17 protein-coding genes are annotated in these 18,449 nt (G+C 60.7%); 5 read left to right on the top strand and 12 right to left on the bottom strand.

The features are described 5' to 3' along the window. Positions 1-95: 95 nt before the first annotated feature. Both AOA60_RS12910 and AOA60_RS12905 read right to left on the bottom strand, forming a co-directional pair. On the bottom strand, positions 96-293 hold the full coding sequence (locus tag AOA60_RS12910) for a YbdD/YjiX family protein (RefSeq protein ID WP_003176208.1): 198 nt from the start codon (positions 291-293) through the stop codon (positions 96-98). 15 nt (positions 294-308) lie between these two features. Further along, complete coding sequence (locus AOA60_RS12905; protein WP_099584748.1) at positions 309-2,375, bottom strand: carbon starvation CstA family protein; 2,067 nt, start codon at positions 2,373-2,375, stop codon at positions 309-311. 174 nt (positions 2,376-2,549) lie between these two features. Here AOA60_RS12905 and AOA60_RS12900 point away from each other — a divergent pair, with 174 nt between their 5' ends. Next, positions 2,550-2,918, top strand: a complete 369-nt coding sequence (locus AOA60_RS12900; RefSeq protein WP_099584747.1) for a PilZ domain-containing protein — start codon at positions 2,550-2,552, stop codon at positions 2,916-2,918. Between the two features lie 33 nt (positions 2,919-2,951). Here the strand turns inward: AOA60_RS12900 and radA are convergent, their stop codons facing one another. Genes radA through katB form a run of 3 tightly spaced genes read right to left on the bottom strand, consistent with a single transcriptional unit; the run spans position 2,952 to position 6,479 of the window. Further along, positions 2,952-4,319 carry a DNA repair protein RadA gene (radA, locus tag AOA60_RS12895; protein WP_099584746.1) on the bottom strand — a complete coding sequence of 456 codons (1,368 nt, stop codon included), beginning with the start codon at positions 4,317-4,319 and terminating at the stop codon, positions 2,952-2,954. 35 nt (positions 4,320-4,354) lie between these two features. After that, positions 4,355-4,894, bottom strand: a complete 540-nt coding sequence (locus AOA60_RS12890; protein WP_099584745.1) for an ankyrin repeat domain-containing protein — start codon at positions 4,892-4,894, stop codon at positions 4,355-4,357. A 55-nt stretch (positions 4,895-4,949) separates the two neighbouring features. Then, entirely contained in the window at positions 4,950-6,479 is a 1,530-nt protein-coding gene (katB, locus tag AOA60_RS12885; protein ID WP_177411626.1) for a catalase KatB, read from the bottom strand. Between the two features lie 298 nt (positions 6,480-6,777). Between katB and mscL the strand changes: the two genes are divergently transcribed. Then, positions 6,778-7,197, top strand: a complete 420-nt coding sequence (gene mscL / locus AOA60_RS12880) for a large-conductance mechanosensitive channel protein MscL (RefSeq protein ID WP_099584743.1) — start codon at positions 6,778-6,780, stop codon at positions 7,195-7,197. 47 nt (positions 7,198-7,244) lie between these two features. Here the strand turns inward: mscL and AOA60_RS12875 are convergent, their stop codons facing one another. Then, the gene (locus AOA60_RS12875) at positions 7,245-8,021 is read right to left on the bottom strand and encodes a ferredoxin--NADP reductase (protein WP_099584742.1); all 777 of its coding nucleotides are present in this window, start codon (positions 8,019-8,021) and stop codon (positions 7,245-7,247) included. A gap of 381 nt (positions 8,022-8,402) precedes the next feature. Here AOA60_RS12875 and AOA60_RS12870 point away from each other — a divergent pair, with 381 nt between their 5' ends. Both AOA60_RS12870 and AOA60_RS12865 read left to right on the top strand, forming a co-directional pair. Then, on the top strand, positions 8,403-9,113 hold the full coding sequence (locus AOA60_RS12870; RefSeq protein WP_099584741.1) for a LuxR family transcriptional regulator: 711 nt from the start codon (positions 8,403-8,405) through the stop codon (positions 9,111-9,113). A 157-nt stretch (positions 9,114-9,270) separates the two neighbouring features. Then, on the top strand, positions 9,271-10,395 hold the full coding sequence (locus AOA60_RS12865) for a methyltransferase (RefSeq protein ID WP_099584740.1): 1,125 nt from the start codon (positions 9,271-9,273) through the stop codon (positions 10,393-10,395). A gap of 83 nt (positions 10,396-10,478) precedes the next feature. Here the strand turns inward: AOA60_RS12865 and AOA60_RS12860 are convergent, their stop codons facing one another. From AOA60_RS12860 to AOA60_RS12850, 3 genes are read right to left on the bottom strand one after another with little or no spacing between them, the layout of a single operon-like run. After that, positions 10,479-10,646, bottom strand: a complete 168-nt coding sequence (locus AOA60_RS12860) for a DUF2474 domain-containing protein (RefSeq protein ID WP_099584739.1) — start codon at positions 10,644-10,646, stop codon at positions 10,479-10,481. Positions 10,647-10,658: 12 nt separating this feature from the next. After that, positions 10,659-11,666 carry a cytochrome d ubiquinol oxidase subunit II gene (gene cydB / locus AOA60_RS12855; protein WP_099584738.1) on the bottom strand — a complete coding sequence of 336 codons (1,008 nt, stop codon included), beginning with the start codon at positions 11,664-11,666 and terminating at the stop codon, positions 10,659-10,661. Position 11,667: 1 nt separating this feature from the next. After that, entirely contained in the window at positions 11,668-13,107 is a 1,440-nt protein-coding gene (locus AOA60_RS12850) for a cytochrome ubiquinol oxidase subunit I (RefSeq protein WP_099584737.1), read from the bottom strand. A 318-nt stretch (positions 13,108-13,425) separates the two neighbouring features. Here AOA60_RS12850 and AOA60_RS12845 point away from each other — a divergent pair, with 318 nt between their 5' ends. Then, positions 13,426-14,676: an MFS transporter gene (locus AOA60_RS12845; protein WP_099584736.1), complete on the top strand. Its 1,251-nt coding sequence runs from the start codon at positions 13,426-13,428 to the stop codon at positions 14,674-14,676. A 67-nt stretch (positions 14,677-14,743) separates the two neighbouring features. On the opposite strand, the gene AOA60_RS12840 is transcribed toward AOA60_RS12845, so the two are convergent. The 3 genes from AOA60_RS12840 to AOA60_RS12830 are packed head-to-tail and all read right to left on the bottom strand — an operon-like array spanning position 14,744 to position 18,416. Continuing rightward, a complete protein-coding gene (locus AOA60_RS12840; protein WP_099584735.1) occupies positions 14,744-16,927 on the bottom strand; it encodes a xanthine dehydrogenase family protein molybdopterin-binding subunit in 2,184 nt (727 codons plus the stop codon). After that, positions 16,924-17,913, bottom strand: a complete 990-nt coding sequence (locus tag AOA60_RS12835) for a xanthine dehydrogenase family protein subunit M (RefSeq protein WP_099584734.1) — start codon at positions 17,911-17,913, stop codon at positions 16,924-16,926. The genes AOA60_RS12840 and AOA60_RS12835 overlap by 4 nt, the downstream gene beginning before the upstream one ends. After that, positions 17,910-18,416, bottom strand: a complete 507-nt coding sequence (locus tag AOA60_RS12830) for a (2Fe-2S)-binding protein (protein ID WP_099584733.1) — start codon at positions 18,414-18,416, stop codon at positions 17,910-17,912. Before AOA60_RS12830 ends, AOA60_RS12835 begins: the two co-directional genes overlap by 4 nt. Positions 18,417-18,449: the final 33 nt, after the last annotated feature.

Below are 18,449 nucleotides of genomic sequence, written 5' to 3'. Positions count from 1 at the left end.
GGGCTTGCCCCCGATAGCAGAGTGTCAGGCACTGATGTGTCACTGATACACCGCTATCGGGAGCAAGCCCCCTCCCACAGGGGAGTTACATTAAATCAACAGCACTTGGGCCCACCCTTGCCACCGTAACGTGCTTCCTGGCGTTCTCGGAAGAACGCCTTGTAGTCCATCATCGGTTTGTCCGGGTGCTTGGTTTGCATATGCTCGACGTAAGTGTCGTAGTCGGGCATGCCGACCATCAGGCGCGCGGCCTGACCGAGGTATTTACCGAGGCGACTGATGTCATTGAACATGGTTGCAATCCTCGATCATGCGTCCGGTACAGCCTGGAACGGGGCTTCTTTATCCGTACGTTCTTTGTTGCCCCAGGCGGCGACACCGACCTTGAGCGCGTAGAACAGGATGCTGAACACCACGAACAGGAACAACACCGTCAGCGTTGCGTTGGTGTAGGCGTTGTAGATCACGTGTTGCATCTGGTCGATGCTCTTGGCCGGGGCCAGGATCTGGCCGTTGGCCAGGGCATCACTGTATTTCTTGGCCAGCGCCAGGAAGCCAATCGCCGGGTTGGCGTCGAACAGCTTGATGAAGCCCGCCGTGGTGGTGCAGATCAGCAGCCAGACAGCCGGCAGCATGGTCACCCAGATGTAGCGTTGGCGTTTCATTTTGATCAGCACGACTGTCGCCAGCATCAGCGCGATACCCGCCAGCATCTGGTTGGAGATACCGAACAGCGGCCACAAGGTGTTGATACCGCCCAGTGGGTCGATCACGCCCTGGTACAACAGGTAACCCCACATCGCCACGCAACCGGCGGTCGCGATCAGGTTGGCGGTCCAGGATTCGGTGCGTTTGAGCGCCGGCACGAAGGAACCGAGCAAATCCTGGAGCATGAAGCGACCGGCACGGGTACCGGCGTCTACCGCCGTCAGGATGAACAGCGCTTCGAACAGGATTGCAAAGTGGTACCAGAACGCCATGGTGTTTTCACCCGGCAACACACTGTGCAGGATCTGCGCGATACCCACCGCGAGCGTCGGTGCACCGCCGGCACGCGCCAGGATGGTGGTTTCACCGATGTCATGGGCCACGGCCGACAGCGCTTCAGGGGTAATTGCAAAACCCCAGCTGCTGACGGTTTGCGCGACGGTCACCACGTCAGTGCCGACGATCGCTGCCGGGCTGTTCATGGCGAAGTACACGCCAGGCTCAATCACCGAAGCCGCAACCATGGCCATGATCGCCACGAACGATTCCATCAACATGCCGCCGTAACCGATGTAACGGGCGTGGCTTTCATTGGCCAACAACTTGGGCGTGGTGCCCGAGGAGATCAGCGCGTGGAAACCCGAAACCGCGCCACAGGCGATGGTGATGAACAGGAACGGGAACAGACCGCCCTTCCACACCGGACCGGTGCCATCGATGAACTGGGTCAGCGCCGGCATTTTCAGGTCTGGCATGGTGACCAGGATGCCGATTGCCAGGGCAATGATGGTGCCGATTTTCAGGAACGTAGACAGGTAGTCGCGCGGCGCCAGGATCAGCCACACCGGCAGGACTGCGGCAACGAAGCCATAGCCGATCAGCATCCAGGTGATCTGGATCCCGGTGAAGGTGAAGGCCTTGGCCCAGACCGGATCAGCAGCAATCTGCCCGCCCAGCCAGATCGAGCCCAGCAGCAACAGCACGCCGATGATCGAGATTTCGCCGATGCGGCCCGGGCGGATGTAGCGCATGTAGATGCCCATGAACATCGCGATCGGGATGGTCGCCATTACGGTGAAGATGCCCCATGGGCTCTCGGCCAGGGCCTTGACCACGATCAGCGCCAGCACCGCAAGGATGATGATCATGATCAGGAAGCAGCCAAACAGCGCGATGGTCCCCGGAATACGGCCCATCTCTTCGCGAACCATGTCCCCCAGGGAACGGCCGTTGCGACGGGTCGACAGGAACAGGACCATGAAGTCCTGCACCGCACCGGCCAGCACCACGCCGGCAATCAGCCAGAGCGTGCCGGGCAGGTAGCCCATTTGCGCAGCCAATACTGGACCGACCAAAGGGCCCGCGCCGGCAATGGCCGCAAAGTGGTGACCGAAAAGGATGTGTTTGTTGGTCGGCACATAGTCCAGACCGTCGTTGTTGATCACTGCGGGGGTGGCCCGCCGTGGATCGAGTTGCATCACGTTATTAGCGATGAACAGGCTGTAGTAGCGATAAGCAACCAGGTAGATGGCCACAGCCGCGACCACAATCCACAAGGCGTTGATCGCCTCGCCGCGGCGCAAGGCCACTACGCCAAGGGCGCACGCTCCTACGATTGCCAGCACCAGCCAGGGTAAGTGGCGTAGCAGGCTATTATTATTTTTCATTTTTATATTCCAGCCAGGGTGGACAGAAAGGACAGCCATCCGGAGTTTAGCGCTGTTGGCCTTAAAGGCCACCCCCCTACGTTGGTCTAGAGCCTTGCAGCGACGAAAAAAGCAGAAAAAACCGCCCGATGATGGCGCAGGGCTACAATCCTTTTATCCACAGAGGGTTTCACCATGACCGAGCAAGCGTCTGACCGCCGCCGTTTTCGCCGGATTGCTTTTGATGCCAAGACCGAACTTCGGCAAAACGGCAACGAATGGCCAGTGAAATTGGTGGATTTATCGCTCAAGGGGCTGCTGGTGCAGCGCCCCGAAGACTGGAAAGGGAACAAGGCGCTGCCGTTCGACGTCGACATACGGCTGGACCCAAATGCCCATATAAAGATGCACGTACGCCTGACCCATGAAGATCATGGTCAGTTGGGATTTGAGTGCAAGGACATCGACCTGAATTCGATCAGCCACTTGCGGCGGCTGATCGAATTGAATCTGGGTCACGAGGAAGAACTCCACCGGGAGTTGGCGGCGCTGCTGGAAACCTGAAAGCACCACACATCAAATGTGGGGCGGTGCTGGTTATTCGAACAACGCATCCAACGCCTGTTCCAAACGCGTGACTCCAATAATCGTGATCCCCGGCGGCGATTCCTTCGGCGCATTGCCCTTGGGCACGATGGCGCGCTTGAAGCCATGCTTGGCCGCTTCCTTCAAGCGCTCCTGGCCGCTCGGCACCGGGCGCACTTCACCGGACAGGCCGACTTCACCAAACACCAACAGGTCGTGAGGCAATGGCCGGTTGCGCAGGCTGGACATCACCGCCGCCATCAACGCCAGGTCGGATGCAGTCTCCAGCACCTTGACCCCGCCCACTACGTTGAGGAACACGTCCTGGTCGTGGGTCGGAATGCCACCATGGCGGTGCAATACCGCCAGCAACATCGCCAGGCGGTTCTGATCCAGTCCCAGCGTGACCCGGCGCGGGTTGGCCAGATGGCTGTCATCCACCAACGCCTGGACTTCCACCAGCATTGGCCGAGTGCCTTCCCACGTTGCCATCACCACGCTGCCAGGAACTTCTTCCTGGGCGCGCGTCAGAAAAATCGCCGATGGGTTGGAGACTTCTTTCAATCCCCGGTCCGTCATGGCGAACACACCCAGTTCATTCACCGCGCCAAACCGGTTTTTCACCGCTCGCAGCAAGCGCAGGCGGCCATCGGATTCGCCCTCGAAATACAGTACGGTGTCGACCATATGCTCCAACACACGCGGCCCCGCCAGTGCCCCCTCTTTGGTCACGTGGCCGACCAGGAAAATCGCCGTGCCGCTCTGCTTGGCATACCGCACCAGCAGCGCCGCGCTCTCGCGCACCTGGGACACGCCGCCCGGCGCCGATTGCAGTTGCTCGGTGAAAATCGTCTGGATCGAGTCGATCACCATCACCTTGGGCTTTTCGATACGGGCCGTGGCGATGATGCTTTCGATGCAAGTCTCGGTCATGACCCGCAACTGATCCTGGGGCAAGCCAAGGCGCCGGGCGCGCATGGCCACTTGTTGCTGGGATTCTTCGCCGGTGACGTACAGCGCCGGCATGCGGCTGGCGATGCTGCACAGGGTTTGCAGCAGGATGGTGGATTTGCCGATGCCGGGGTCGCCGCCGATCAGCACCACCGAGCCGTCCACCAGGCCGCCGCCGAGCACCCGGTCCAGCTCGCCCGAGGCAGTAGAGAAACGCGGAATTTCTTCGACACTGACTTCGGCCAGGGTCTTGATCTGTGCCTGCTGCCCGGTCCAGCCCGCACGACCAGTGGGCGCAGCAGCACCGCCGCTCTCGATCATGGTTTCAGTCAGGGTGTTCCACGCACCGCATTCGCCGCACTGGCCGGCCCACTTGGGAAAGGTCGCGCCGCACTCGGTGCAGCCGTACATGCGCTTGGCCTTTGCCATTTGAGAACCTCCAACCGAAAAACCGCGATGATAGCTCAGCGCGGCGCCGGGGTCCGGATTTCACCGCTGGCCAATCGCGACGCACTGTTGCCGATCGGGTCTTCGGCGTTGAGGTCCGCGCCTTTGGCTTTCAACTCATCCAGCAACTCGACGCGCTTGAACAGGCCGGCATACATGGCGGCCGTCTGCCCGGCGCCGTTGCGTTGGTCGGGGTTGCAGTCGGTGGCCAGCAGGCGCTGGGCGATTTTCAGCTCGCCCTTGAAGATCGCGCCCATCAGCGCGGTGTTGCCACGTTTGTCCTGCACACAGGCGTCGGCACCCGCATCGAGCAAGCGCGCCACAAACGGGCCCTGGCCGTGGTAGGCGGCGAGAATCAGCGCGGTGTAGCCCTTGTCGTCCTGGGTGTTGAGGCTGTAGCCGGAGTCGATAAAGGTGTTGAGCATATCGAGGTCGCCACGGCGGGCGGCGTCGAAGTAATAATCCTGCAACTGGGCCTTGAGGGCTGCCGGCTCGGGGGATTCGGCATGGGCAACAAAGGCCAGCATGACCATCAGTAAACCGATAGAAATACGCATGGGATTCTCCTGCCAAGGGTCGACGCCCCAACCAGCGCGTCGACCGTTACCAACGTCAGTCAGTCAGTTTTTCAGCCAGCGCCTTCACGCGGGTCAGGTCACCCTTGGCGACCTTGGCCACGCCCGTGCCGTACGCCGGGTCCGCTTTGTAGAGGAACGACAGGATGATGTGCTTGCTCTCGTCATCGGTAGTGGCCAGGGAGCCGCCGAAGTTGTCGATCAAGTCCTGCTGCTCTTTCTTGGTGTAGGAGCGATACAGATCACCGGCCTGCTTGAAGTTCTGCTCACGCTGGATCTTCGCCTGCTGGGTGCTGCCCACCAGCGCCGACTGGCTATAGCGCGCGGTTTGCGGCTCTTCCCGTGGCATCAGGCGGCTTGGCTGGTAGTTCACGCCGCTGGTGCTCTTGCCGAAGTTCATCGCGCCATCCTGGTTACCGTTGTTGACGGTGACCCGTGGGGCATTGATCGGCAGTTGCAACGCATTGGCGCCCAGGCGGTACATCTGGGTATCGGCGTAGGAGAACACCCGGCCTTGCAGCAGGCGGTCTTCCGACGGTTCGATGCCCGGCACCAGGTTGGCCGGGGCCATGGCCACTTGCTCGGTCTCCTGGAACACGTTCGCCGGATTGCGGTTCAGCACCATTTGCCCGACTTTGCGCTCGGCCACGTCCGGCCAGATTTTGGTGGCGTCCAATGGGTCGAAATCAAACTTGGCCAAGTCTTCGGGCTTGAGCACTTGCACATACAGGTCCCACTTGGGGAAGTCGCCCTTGTTGATATGGGTGACCAAGTCGTTAGTCATATGACTGTAATCACGCCCCTGCACTTCGGTGACTTGCTTGGGATCAAGGTTCTTGATGCCTTGCAGGCTCTTCCAGTGGAACTTGACGTAGTGCACTTCGCCCTTGGCGTTGATCAACTTGTAGGCATGTACGCCATTACCGTCCATTTCCCGGTAACTGGCTGGCGTGCCGGAGTCCGAGTACAACTCGGTCAGCGTGCGCGTGGCCTCTGGAACATGGGAGAAGAAGTCAAAGCGACGGGAGTCGTCATCCAGGTTGGTGCGCGGGTCCGGCTTGAACGCGTGCACCATGTCCGGGAACTTGATGGCGTCACGGATGAAGAACGTGGGGAAGTTATTGCCCACCAGGTCCCAGTTACCGTCAGCGGTGTAGAACTTGGTGGCGAAACCGCGGGGGTCACGCAGGGTTTCCGGGGAGTGGTTGCCGTGAACCACGGCCGAGAAGCGCACAAATACGGGGGTGGCTTCACCCGCGGCGAAGACTTTGGCCTTGGTCAGGTCGCTGAGGTTGTCGGTTACGGTGAAGGTACCGTGGGCACCTGTGCCACGGGCATGCACCACGCGCTCGGGGATGCGTTCACGGTCGAAGCGCTGCAGCTTCTGGATCAGCTGTACATCTTGCAGCAGCACCGGGCCATTGGCGCCAGCGGTTTGCGAGTTCTGGTTGTCACCGACGGCAGCGCCGTTATCGCGGGTCAGGTTGGCGGCCTGCACCGACAGGGAAAGCAGGCTGGCAGTCGCCAGCACCAGCGCGTGTCGCGCCAGCACTGGCCTGCGGCTCATCGAAATTTTCATCAAGGTTTCCTCTGGTTTTTTTATGCACATTCAGTTGTGCTTGCCAGAGGCTAGTGACCCGGGAGTCAGAAGATAAATAGAAAAACCCCACCAGGGCGATTAAGAAATTAATGTGGTAAGCCACTGAAACAGCGAGTATTTCGCGCGCGATTGATGGCACTTTGCAAACTATTTGCGTTTTAATGTGTCGATTAAAACAGACAGTGTTAGTAGTTGTGTCGCGCAAGCCCACTACGACTGACTTACACTCAGCTCCACCCTTCTAATCTGTAACAAGGAATAACCTATGGGCGTGATCAGTGAGTTCAAGGCCTTCGCGGTCAAAGGTAATGTGGTCGACATGGCCGTCGGTATTATCATCGGCGCCGCTTTCGGCAAAATTGTTTCCTCGTTTGTAGGCGATGTGGTGATGCCGCCCATTGGCCTGTTGATCGGTGGTGTGGATTTTGGCGACCTGGCGATCACCCTCAAGGCGGCTCAAGGCGATGTACCCGCCGTCGTCCTGGCCTACGGCAAGTTTATCCAGAGCGTAATCGACTTCGTGATCGTCGCATTTGCGATCTTCATGGGCGTAAAGGCCATCAACCGCCTCAAGCGCGAAGAGGCCGTAGCACCGAGCCTGCCGCCGACGCCAACCAAGGAAGAGCTGTTGCTGGGCGAGATCCGCGATCTGCTCAAGGCACAGAACGACAACAAGCAGCTCTAACCTGGCCCCGCTTGGAAAAAAGGCGCCTGCTTGAGGCGCCTTTTTTATTACCAGTAGTTTTCCACCGCCACCTGGCCTGGCCGGCGGCTCAGGCTCAGTTGCATGTCGCGCAGCTTGAGCAACTGGCGCGTGTCGTCGACCATCTGCGGGTTGCCGCAAATCAGCACGCGCGAATGCTCCGGGCTCAGCTCGACGCCGGCGGCGCGCTCCAGCTCACCGTTTTCAATCGAGGTGGTAATACGCCCACTCAATGCGTCCGGATAATGCTCGCGGGTCACGATGGGAACGTAGGTCAGTTTGTGGGCGTACTCGGCGAGGTACTCGCGCTCACCCAGCTCCTTGATCAGCGACTGATAGGCCAGCTCCTTGGCCTCCCGCGCGCTGTATACCAGTACGATCCGCTCAAATTTCTCCCAGACTTCGAAGTCCTGCAGGATCGACAAAAACGGCGCGACCCCAGTCCCCGTCGCCAACATCCACAGGTCACGGCCATCGACGAACCGGTTCAGGGTCAAGAACCCCGTCGCCTGGCGCTCCACCATCAAGGTATCGCCCACACGCAGGCGGCTCAGCTCACTGGTGAACTCGCCGCCGGGGACGACAATCGAGAAGAAATCGAGGTGCTCGTCAAACGGCGAGGAGACCACCGAATAGGCGCGCCATACCGTGCTGCCATCCGCCTTGGTCACGCCCAGGCGCACGAACTGACCTGCCGTAAAACGGAACCCCGGATCACGGGTGGTGCGCAGCGTAAACAGGCTGGGGGTCAGCGATTGCACATCGAGCAAGGTCTGGCGGGTAAATTTCTCAGCGCTGGCCGTCATGGGGGGCTCCGTTCTACAGGTGCCCTAGTGTCCCTCAAACTCGCGCACGGAAACACCGGTGGTTTGTAGTGGCATCGCCCAGCGACCAAGTAATGGCAATTTAATGGCTATCTAATCAATTAGCTATTAAGCCCTTTGCCCTGGCTGCAAGCACACTCTAAGTTGATTTGGCACACGCGCTTTAACTCACTAAAAAATCGAAAAAAACCAACTAATCAGTTAAACGACTCATTCAAGGCCATGGATGAAAACTTCTTAAACGCCGTCATGCAAGAGCGAAAATTTCCTCTTGCGCTGTAGCTCTTGTCCTACACTTCCTTCCGTGCAGTTTTGGGAATCAGGACGTATCCCATGTCACACGGAATCCATGGAGAGTTACCAATGGTTAACTGGCGCAACACACGACTTGCCAAGCTGCAAGGCGAGAGCGAGGCCACCAGTCTTTTCGAAATGGCCGTCAATCACACCTACGCACTTGGCTTCCAATACTGTTCCTTTACGATGAGTTCACAGCTACCAAACAACCAAACGAAGCCCATCCAAATCAATAACTATCCAGATGAATGGAACAAGCTGTACAACCAGGCCCACTTCTTTGAAATTGATCCCGTGGTGACACATTGCAAACGCTGTGTATTACCGCTTGTCTGGGAGGAAAAAACCTTTAAAGACTCACCCAACTTGTGGTCTCTGGCCCAATCGTTTGGCGTGCATCGGGGCTGGACCCAAGCTGTGCATGATTTCCAGGGCGTGTTCAGCATGCTGACCCTGGGCCGCAGCAACGGTGAAGTCACTCCGGAAGAACTCTACGAAAAAGCCGGCCAGGTCCTGTGGCTGTGCCATGCTATGCATGCAGTCGTGGCGCGGACTTACGCGGACAGGCCCAGCCTCAACCCTGCTAGCAAATTGACTCCGCGCGAAACCGAAATCCTCAAGTGGTCTGCCATGGGCAAGACGGCCGCAGACATTGCCGCCATCCTGTGCCTGTCCGAACGTACGGTGGGCTTTCATATCTGCAGTTGCTTCAAAAAACTGGGGGTCAACAACAAGATCGCCGCCGTGCTCTGTGCCTCGAAAGCGGGGCTGTTTTAACCGACCGTGAAACACCCCATGTAATCCCCGTGGAAAAAACGTAACATTTACGGCCAATTCTGAGTGCTGAGCAGCCCCCAAGGGTGCCGCCCGTTGTTCACTCAGATGGTTGCGCAGATCACTGCCGAACCCCACCGATTACAGAGCCTCCCCCGCCATGCCCCTGCTCGACAGCCCCTTCGCCCAGCTCGATCTGATCCGCCAGCCAGAACAACACAACGATCCGCTGCAAGCCTTTGATGCCGCCGACGAGTACCTGCTCAGCCACCTGGCCGAACAACAGCCGGGCGCCGCGACGCGTGTGCTGGTGCTCAATGACAGCTTCGGTGCCCTGGCCGCCAGCCTTGAAAGCCAGGTGCAGGTGACCTCCAGCGGCGACTCGTTTCTCGCCGCCCAAGGCCTGGAGAAAAACCTGGTGCGCAATGGCAAGGCGTTTGATGCAGTGACTTTTGTACCTGCCAACCAACTGCCGACCGGCCCTTTTGACCGAGTCCTGATCCGCGTGCCCAAGACCCTGGCACTGCTGGAAGAACAACTGATTCGCCTGCAAGGCCAACTCGCTCCGGGCGCCGAGGTCATCGCGGGGGCAATGGTCAAGCACCTGCCCCGTGCGGCCGGCGAGTTGCTGGAGCGTTACATCGGGCCGATGCACGCCTCCCTCGCGGTCAAGAAGGCGCGACTGCTGATTGCCACTGCGCAGGAACGTCCTGCGGCGGTCTCGCCCTACCCCACCCGCTATCACCTTGAAACACCCGCTATCGAATTGCTCAACCACGCCAACGTGTTCTGCCGTGAAGGCCTGGACATCGGCACCCGCGCCTTCCTGCCGCACCTGCCTAAAGGCTTGGGCAGTGCACGCGTGGCGGACCTAGGCTGCGGCAACGGCGTACTGGCGATTGCCAGCGCGCTGCAAAACCCCGACGCGCAATACACCTTGGTCGACGAGTCGTACATGGCCGTGCAATCGGCCCTTGAGAACTGGCAAGCCGCCCTCGGCGAGCGCAAGGTGGCCGTGCGTGCCGCCGATGGCCTGGCCGGCCAGGAGCCCGATTCCCTGGATGTGGTGCTGTGCAACCCACCGTTCCACCAACAGCAAGTGGTTGGTGACTTCCTGGCCTGGCGCATGTTCCAGCAAGCGCGGGAAGCGCTGGTGGTGGGCGGCGCGCTGTATATCGTCGGCAACCGTCACCTGGGTTATCACAGCAAATTGGCGCGGCTGTTCCGAGGCGTCGAGCAAGTGGCCGCCACCCCGAAATTCGTCATCCTCAAAGCGCGCAAATAAAAAAAGCCCCGCCCTTCCAGAAGAAGAACAGGGCTTGCCCCTCAAGTCAGCAGGCAGCGGGCCGCAAGGCCCGGATCGGGATGTCAGTGAGTGGTCAGGCCGGCCGCATTCATGAACATGCGCATCAGGCTGGCCACGATGAACAAGGCCAGCACACTGCCCGTCCAGATCATCGCCAGCCACCCCAGGCGCCGCCACAACGGCTGTTTCTCGGCCTGTTCGATCTCGTGCAACGTAGGTTTGCCGGACATGCAACGACCCTCCTAGTGGTAACCGTCTTCGTGGGTGACCTTGCCGCGGAACACGTAGTAGCTCCAGAAGGTGTAGCCCAGGATGAACGGGATGATGAACAACGTGCCCACCAGCATGAAGCCCTGGCTCTGCGGCGGTGCGGCGGCGTCCCAGATCGACACGGATGGCGGGATGATATTTGGCCACAGGCTGATCCCGAGGCCGCTGTAGCCGAGGAAGATCAGCACCAGCGTCAGCAGGAACGGCGTGTAGTGCGCGTTACGCGCCACGGCGCGGATCAGCCCGTACATGGTCACCAGCACCAGGATCGGCACCGGTAGGAACCAGAACAGGTTTGGCAGGGTGAACCAGCGCGAAGCGATTTCCGGGTGCGACAGCGGCGTCCAGATACTGACGATGCCAATCACCGCCAACACCACAAACGCCAATGGACGCGCCAGGTTGTGCATCTTCTCCTGCAAGGTGCCTTCGGTCTTCATGATCAGCCAGGTGCAGCCCAAGAGTGCGTAAGCAACGATCAACGCCACGCCGCAGAACATCGTGAAGGGCGTGAGCCAATCCAATGAGCCGCCGGCAAACTGGCGATTGACCACCGGAATCCCGTCGATAAACGCGCCCAGCGCCACGCCCTGGAAGAATGTCGCCGCCAGCGAGCCGCCGATGAATGCCTTGTCCCACAGGTGACGCTTGTGGTCCTTGGCCTTGAAGCGGAACTCGAAGGCCACGCCACGGAAGATCAGCCCGATCAGCATCAGAATCAGCGGCAGGTACAGCGCCGACAACACCACCGAATAGGCCAGCGGAAACGCGCCGAACAACGCCGCGCCACCGAGTACCAGCCAGGTTTCGTTACCGTCCCAGACCGGGGCGACGGTGTTCATCATCACGTCACGGTCGACTTTGCCGGGGATAAACGGAAAGAGGATGCCGATGCCCAGGTCGAAACCGTCCATGACCACGTACATCATGATGCCGAAGATGATGATCACGGCCCAGATCAGCGGAAGATCAATACCCATCTCAATTCCCCTTGTGCTGGATGTGGGCGTGGTCGTCATCGCCACTGTCATCGGCGGCCGACAACGGACGTGCCGGTGTGCGTTTCTGGCCAGGACCGCCATGGGTCGGTTCGCTGCCTTCGTGGGTCTGAGGCCCTTTGCGCACCAGGCGCATCATGTAGCCCAACCCGGCGCCGAACAGCGCGAAGTACACCACCACGAACAACACCAGGGTAATCGTCATCTGCGCCAGGCTATGCCCGGATGAGGCATCCGCCGTGCGCATCAAGCCGTAGACCACCCACGGCTGGCGGCCGATTTCGGTGGTGAACCAACCGGCGAGAATCGCGATCAGGCCGGACGGCCCCATCCACAGCGCCAGGTACAGGAACGGCCTGGACGTGTACATCTTGTCGCCGCGACGCAGCCACAGGCTGAACAGACCGGTGAAGATCATCAGGAAGCCCAGGCCGACCATGACCCGGAACGACCAGAACACGATGGTCGAATTGGGGCGGTCCTCGGGCGGAAACTCCTTGAGGGCCGGCACTTGTTTGTCCAACGAGTGGGTCAGGATCAGGCTGCCCAGGTACGGGATTTCCACCGCGTATTTGGTTTTTTCGGCCTTCATGTCGGGCCAGCCAAACAGGATCAGCGGGGTTGGCTCATTGCCTTTGTTTTCCCAGTGGCCCTCAATCGCGGCAATTTTTGCCGGCTGGTGCTCCAGGGTATTGAGCCCGTGGAAGTCACCGATCACCGCCTGGATAGGCGCGACAATCAGGGCCATCCACATGGCCATCGAGAGCATCTTGCGGATCGCCGGGTTGTCCTTGCCGCGCAGTAAGTGCCAGGCCGCCGAAGAACCGACGAAGAACGCGGTCGCCACAAAGGCTGCGGTGGCCATGTGCATCAGGCGGTAAGGGAACGAGGGATTGAAGATCACCGCCAGCCAGTCGGTCGGAATCACGCGGCCGTCGATGATTTCAAAACCCTGGGGCGTCTGCATCCAGCTGTTGGACGCGAGGATCCAGAACGTCGAAATCAACGTACCGACGGCCACCATCACGGTGGAGAAGAAGTGCAGCTTGCGCCCCACCTTGTTCCAACCGAACAGCATCACGCCAAGGAAACCGGCTTCGAGGAAGAAGGCCGTAAGCACTTCGTATGTCAGAAGTGGCCCTGTGACAGCACCGGCGAAGTCCGAGAAGCGGCTCCAGTTGGTGCCGAACTGATAAGCCATGACCAGGCCCGAGACCACGCCCATGCCGAAGTTGACGGCAAAGATCTTCGACCAGAAATGGTAGAGGTCACGGTAGGTGTCGTTGTGGGTCTTGAGCCACAAGCCCTCCAGCACCGCAAGGTAACTGGCCAGGCCGATGGTGATCGCCGGGAACAGGATGTGGAATGAGATGGTGAACGCAAATTGAATTCGGGCGAGATCTAGCGCCTCCAAACCGAACATAAGTCTTCCTCTGTCAGGTAATACCGGCTGCTGGCGGGAGCCTGCACCCACTGCCCCCACGGATATGGAGTGTGGCGAATTTCAATTCGTTTCTTTTTTTAACCAGCCACGTAGGGATTCTGGCCTTGCGGCCGCCAGATCAATCCCCACGCAGGTTTTGATCTGGATCAAGCATTGCTCAAAGAGTAGTCCCATTTTCTGTGTCCAGTTATGTGGTCTTTTGCCGCGTGACAGCTTGCCTCAGCCCAGATCTTGCAACTATTTGTTACAGCTTGATGATAATCTCGACGCTCCCTCCCGCCTCGACCCGAATTCCCGATGCCTAGTGAACCCGTGTTGCTGTTGCGTCATCACCGCCCTTTCATCGCGTTCTGGCTGGCACGGATTTTCACCGCCAGCGGCTTCCAGATGCTCACCGTGGCCATCGGCTGGAACCTCTACCAACTGACCGGCAACGTGCTGGATCTGGGATTGGTCGGGCTGGTGGAGTTCGTGCCGCGCGTACTGTTCATGCTGCACACCGGGCATGTGGCCGACCGCTATGAGCGGCGCAAGGTCGCGGCGATCTGCCAGACCGTGCAGGCGCTGATTGCCCTGTCCCTCGCCATTGGTGGCCTGACCGGCAACGTGACCCGCGAGATGATTTTTATCCTCGCCTTCCTGCTCGGTGCGGCGCGTTCCTTTGAAATGCCGACCACCCAGGCGCTGCTGCCGAGCATCGTGCCCAGCGCGCTATTCCCCCGTGCGGTGGCGTCTTCACAGTCGGCCCAGCAACTGGCCACCATCGTCGCCCCGGCGCTCGGCGGTTTGCTCTATGCGTTCGGCAGTGTCTGGGTGTATGGGCCCACGGTGGTGCTGTACATCATCGCCTGCGTGCTGACCCTCAACCTGCCCGCCCGCCAGACCCCGCTGAACAAAGGCAAGGCCACCCTGGATTCGCTGCTGGCCGGCATCCGCTTTATCCGCAGCCGCCCGGACATCCTCGGCGCCATCTCCCTGGACCTGTTCGCCGTGCTGCTGGGCGGCGCCACGGCATTGTTGCCGGTGTTCGCCAAGGACATCCTGCTGACCGGCGCATGGGGCCTGGGCCTATTGCGTTCGGCACCGGCGGTGGGCGCGTTGTTGATGTCGTTGTGGCTGGCGCGCTTTTCGGTAGACCGCAAGGTTGGCCGCGTGATGTTCACCGCCGTCGGCGTGTTCGGCGTCGCCACCATCGCGTTCGGCCTGTCCACCTCGTTCTGGTTTTCCCTGGCGGTGCTGGTGGTGCTGGGCGCGGCGGACATGATCAGCATGGTCATCCGCGCCTCCTTCGTGCAGTTGGAGACGCCGGATGAAATGCGCGGGCGGGTGAGTGCGGTCAACGGGTTGTTTATCGGCGCATCCAATCAATTGGGTGAGTTCGAGTCAGGGATCACCGCGCACTGGTTCGGCACCGTGCCTGCCGTTGTGATGGGCGGGATCGGTACGCTGGTGGTGACCGGGGTGTGGATCAAGCTGTTCCCGACGCTGGCCAATCGGGATCGGATGCATGTGCCGGTGGAAGAGCCTGCCTTAAAAACCACCGCCTGACCCGCTAAGACAATAAGATTAATGTGGGAGGGGGAAGCCCCCTCCCACATGGGTTATGCGGTGTGTTTTAGAGCACCTTGTCCAGAGTGATCGGAAACTCCCGAACTCGCTTGCCGGTGGCGTGGTAAATCGCGTTCGCCACCGCCGCCGCCACCCCGACAATGCCGATCTCGCCAACGCCCTTGGAACCGAGGGCGTTGACGATCTCGTCGTGTTCTTCGACGAACACCACGTCAATCTCGCCGATATCGGCATTCACCGGGATGTGGTATTCGGCCAGGCTGTGGTTCATGTAGCGCCCCAGTTGATGGTCGATCTGGGTTTCTTCATGCAGGGCCATGCCGATCCCCCACACCACCCCGCCGAGAATCTGGCTGCGCGCCATTTTCGGATTGACCACACGCCCGGCGGCAATCGCGCTGACGACACGCCGAACTTTGATCGTGCCCAAGTCTTCGTCCACCTGGACCTCGACGAACACCGCCGAATGGGTCGCGGTGGCGTAACCCTCGCGTTTTTTGTCGGGCTCGCTGTCGACCTGAACCTCCAATGCGTCTTCGCCACTGTCCTTCACCAACTGCGCCAGCGACACACTTACGTCCCCCGTGTGCAGGTGACCGTCCTCAAAGCGCACGGACTCGGCGTCCTTGAATACCGGGTAAGTCTGGCGGGCGATGCTCAGCAGTCTGGCGGTCAGCGCTTCGCAGGCTTGTTGCACGGCAGTGCCCACCGAGGACACGGTAAACGAGCCGCCCTGCAGCGGCGCGGTAGGCAGTGAAGAGTCGCCGAGCAGAAAAACCACATCCTCGACCGCCACACCGCTGGCCTGGGCCGCGATCTGGGTCATCACCGTGTAGGTACCGGTGCCGATGTCGGTGGTGGCACTGCTGACCGTCAACTTGCCCTGCGCATCGATGCGCGCCTTGGCACTGGCCTTCATTTGCATGGCCTCCCACACGCCACCGGCCATGCCCCAGCCGATCAGTTGGCGGCCGTCGCGCATGCTGCGCGGCTCCGGGTTGCGCTGCTTCCAGCCAAAACGCTCGGCGCCTTCGTGATAGCACTCGCGCAGGGCTTTGCTCGACCAGGGCTTGTCTTCGTTCTGATTGCGTTCGGCGTAGTTGATCAAGCGCAGTTGCACCGGGTCCATGCCCAGCGCGCAGGCCAGTTCATCCATCGCGCATTCCAGGCCGATCACGCCCAACGCGGCGCCCGGCGCGCGCATGTCCAGGGGCGTGAACACATCCAGCGGCACCAACTTGTAGGTCAGCTGCACGTTGTCGCAGTGATAGAGCATGCCGCTCCATTCCACCACGTGTTCACTGAAGTCCTCGAAACGTGAAGTCTGGCCAATCGCGGTATGCCCCAGCGCCAGCAAGCGGCCGTTGGCGGCGGCGCCCATCTGCAAGCGCTGCAGGGTGCGCGGGCGATAGCCGAAGGTGAACATCTGCTGGCGGGTCAGCGTAACCCGCACCGAGCGCTTGAGCGCCAGGGACGCCATCACTGCCAAGGGCAGTTGGTATTGCGGGCGCAGGCCGGAGCCAAAGGCACCACCGACGAATGCAGCAAAGATACGCACCTGGCTTTTATCCAGGCCGAAAACTTTTTGCACATAGGCCTGGCAGTTCTGCGGCCCCTGGGTCTTGTCGTGGATATGCAGCGTGCCATCCGGCTGATACAGCACAGTGCTGGCGTGGGGTTCCATCGGGTTGTGGTGTTCGATGGGCGTGCTGTAGTGCAGATCGAGGCTGATGGCCGCGTCGGACCATTCGGCCTGGAAGTTGCCGCGGGGTTTGGGCGGGGTTTGCGGCGAGGGATGGGCCAGTTCCTGCTGGGCGAGCAGATCGGTCTCGAAGTCCTCGCGCGCGTAGTCGATGTGCACCAGCGAGCCGGCGTGCCGCGCCAACTCCAGGTTATCGGCGATGACCAAGGCCAAGGGCTGACCGCTGTAGAGCACGCGGTCGTTATACAGCGGGCGAAATGGCGAGCCGTCCGCCGCATCAGCATCCGCGAAGGCATCGTCGTAACTGGCGATTTTCGGGCGGTTGAGGTGATGGATCACGTCCACCACGCCCGGCAGCGCTAACGCCTTGGACGCGTCGATGCTGATAACCCGGCCCTTGGCGATAGTGCTGGACACCACGCTGCCATGCAGCAGGCCATCCTCGGGAAACTCACCGGCGTACCGCGCCTGGCCCGTGACCTTGAGCAGACCGTCGACACGGTCCAGGGGTTTTCCGATAGCGGTCATGGCTGTTCTCCTGCGACGGCGGCGTCGCTGAGCGCACGGATAATTGCGCGGCGCGCCAGCTTGATTTTGAAGCCGTTGTGTTCCAGTGGCTCGGCGTCTTGCAGCAGCGCGTCGGCGGCGTTGCTGAAGGTTTCGCGGCTGACGGCCTGGCCGATCAGCGCGGTTTCTACCGCACGGTCGCGCCAGGGTTTGTGGGCCACGCCGCCCAGGGCCAGACGCGCGTCGACGATGGTGTCGCCGTCCAATTCAAGGGCGGCGGCGACAGACACCAAGGCAAAGGCGTACGACGCACGATCACGAATCTTCAGATAATGGCTGTGACGCGCCAGGTGGTCGGCGGGCAATTCAATCGCCGTGATCAGCTCATCGTCAGCCAGCAGGTTGTCGCGCTGCGGGGTATCGCCGGGCAACCGATGGAAATCCGCGAACTCGATGACGCGTGCGCCGCCACGGCCTTCGACATGCACCCGCGCTTGCAACGCGGCCAAGGCGACGCACATGTCCGACGGATGCGTGGCCACGCACTGCGCGCTGGCGCCGAGAATGGCGTGGATACGGTTCAGGCCGGTACGCGCCGGGCAGCCGCTGCCGGGTTCGCGTTTATTACACGGCACCGTGGCGTCGTAGAAGTAGTAGCAACGGGTGCGTTGCAGCAGATTGCCACCGGTACTGGCCATGTTGCGCAACTGCGGCGAAGCGCCTGCGAGAATGGCTTGGGACAGCAGCGGGTAGCGCGCTTCGATCAGCGGGTGCCAGGCCAGGTCGGCGTTGCTCACCAGCGCGCCGATCAGCAGGCCGCCGTCGGCGGTTTCTTCAATCTCATGCAGCGGCAGGCCGGTGATATCGATCAGGTGCTCGGGGCGGCTGATGTTTTCTTTCATCAGGTCCAGCAGGTTGGTGCCACCCGCAATAAAGCGCGATGCGCCGCTGGCCAGGTGTACGGCCTCATGAACGTCGGCCGGTTTGCTGTAGTGGAAGGGGTTCATTGCTCACCTCCCAGGCCGTCTTTGATGGCATCGCGAATATGGGTATAGGCGCCGCAGCGACACAGGTTGCCGCTCATCAGCTCCTGGATCTGGGCGGTGTCGTGGGCACGGCCTTCATTGGCCAGGCCGACGGCGGAGCAGATCTGGCCGGGGGTGCAATAGCCGCACTGGAAAGCATCGTGTTTGATGAAGGCTTGCTGCATGGGGTGCAACTGGTCGCCGTTGGCCAGGCCTTCGATGGTGGTCAGTTCGGCGCCGTCGCACATCACCGCCAGGGTCAGGCACGCGTTAATGCGTTTGCCATCGCGCAACACCGTGCAGGCGCCGCATTGGCCGTGGTCGCAGCCTTTTTTGCTGCCGACCAGGTCGAGTTGTTCGCGCAGCAGGTCCAGCAACGTAGTCCAGGGCAACACGTCCAGTTGGCGATCGTGACCATTCAAGGTCAAGCGTATGGAGTGGGCGACGAACGGTTGGGCCGCCGCGCCATTGGGGTTCGCGCTCATAAACACCTCACGGGTTGGTGTACATCCGCGGCG

This window comes from Pseudomonas sp. 2822-17, from assembly GCF_002742485.1.
Taxonomy (GTDB): domain Bacteria; phylum Pseudomonadota; class Gammaproteobacteria; order Pseudomonadales; family Pseudomonadaceae; genus Aquipseudomonas; species Aquipseudomonas cyclaminis.
The sequence above is the reverse complement of the archived record's forward strand: the minus strand, read 5'-3'. Positions and strand labels throughout refer to the sequence as shown.

What these genes read in the sequence shown, in the direction of transcription:
- AOA60_RS12910 (WP_003176208.1), bottom strand. Translation starts at nt 293, where the DNA reads ATGTTCAATGACATCAGTCGCCTCGGTAAATACCTCGGTCAGGCCGCG.
- AOA60_RS12905 (WP_099584748.1), bottom strand. Translation starts at nt 2,375, where the DNA reads ATGAAAAATAATAATAGCCTGCTACGCCACTTACCCTGGCTGGTGCTG.
- AOA60_RS12900 (WP_099584747.1), top strand. Translation starts at nt 2,550, where the DNA reads ATGACCGAGCAAGCGTCTGACCGCCGCCGTTTTCGCCGGATTGCTTTT.
- radA (WP_099584746.1), bottom strand. Translation starts at nt 4,319, where the DNA reads ATGGCAAAGGCCAAGCGCATGTACGGCTGCACCGAGTGCGGCGCGACC.
- AOA60_RS12890 (WP_099584745.1), bottom strand. Translation starts at nt 4,894, where the DNA reads ATGCGTATTTCTATCGGTTTACTGATGGTCATGCTGGCCTTTGTTGCC.
- katB (WP_177411626.1), bottom strand. Translation starts at nt 6,479, where the DNA reads ATGAGCCGCAGGCCAGTGCTGGCGCGACACGCGCTGGTGCTGGCGACT.
- mscL (WP_099584743.1), top strand. Translation starts at nt 6,778, where the DNA reads ATGGGCGTGATCAGTGAGTTCAAGGCCTTCGCGGTCAAAGGTAATGTG.
- AOA60_RS12875 (WP_099584742.1), bottom strand. Translation starts at nt 8,021, where the DNA reads ATGACGGCCAGCGCTGAGAAATTTACCCGCCAGACCTTGCTCGATGTG.
- AOA60_RS12870 (WP_099584741.1), top strand. Translation starts at nt 8,403, where the DNA reads ATGGTTAACTGGCGCAACACACGACTTGCCAAGCTGCAAGGCGAGAGC.
- AOA60_RS12865 (WP_099584740.1), top strand. Translation starts at nt 9,271, where the DNA reads ATGCCCCTGCTCGACAGCCCCTTCGCCCAGCTCGATCTGATCCGCCAG.
- AOA60_RS12860 (WP_099584739.1), bottom strand. Translation starts at nt 10,646, where the DNA reads ATGTCCGGCAAACCTACGTTGCACGAGATCGAACAGGCCGAGAAACAG.
- cydB (WP_099584738.1), bottom strand. Translation starts at nt 11,666, where the DNA reads ATGGGTATTGATCTTCCGCTGATCTGGGCCGTGATCATCATCTTCGGC.
- AOA60_RS12850 (WP_099584737.1), bottom strand. Translation starts at nt 13,107, where the DNA reads ATGTTCGGTTTGGAGGCGCTAGATCTCGCCCGAATTCAATTTGCGTTC.
- AOA60_RS12845 (WP_099584736.1), top strand. Translation starts at nt 13,426, where the DNA reads ATGCCTAGTGAACCCGTGTTGCTGTTGCGTCATCACCGCCCTTTCATC.
- AOA60_RS12840 (WP_099584735.1), bottom strand. Translation starts at nt 16,927, where the DNA reads ATGACCGCTATCGGAAAACCCCTGGACCGTGTCGACGGTCTGCTCAAG.
- AOA60_RS12835 (WP_099584734.1), bottom strand. Translation starts at nt 17,913, where the DNA reads ATGAACCCCTTCCACTACAGCAAACCGGCCGACGTTCATGAGGCCGTA.
- AOA60_RS12830 (WP_099584733.1), bottom strand. Translation starts at nt 18,416, where the DNA reads ATGAGCGCGAACCCCAATGGCGCGGCGGCCCAACCGTTCGTCGCCCAC.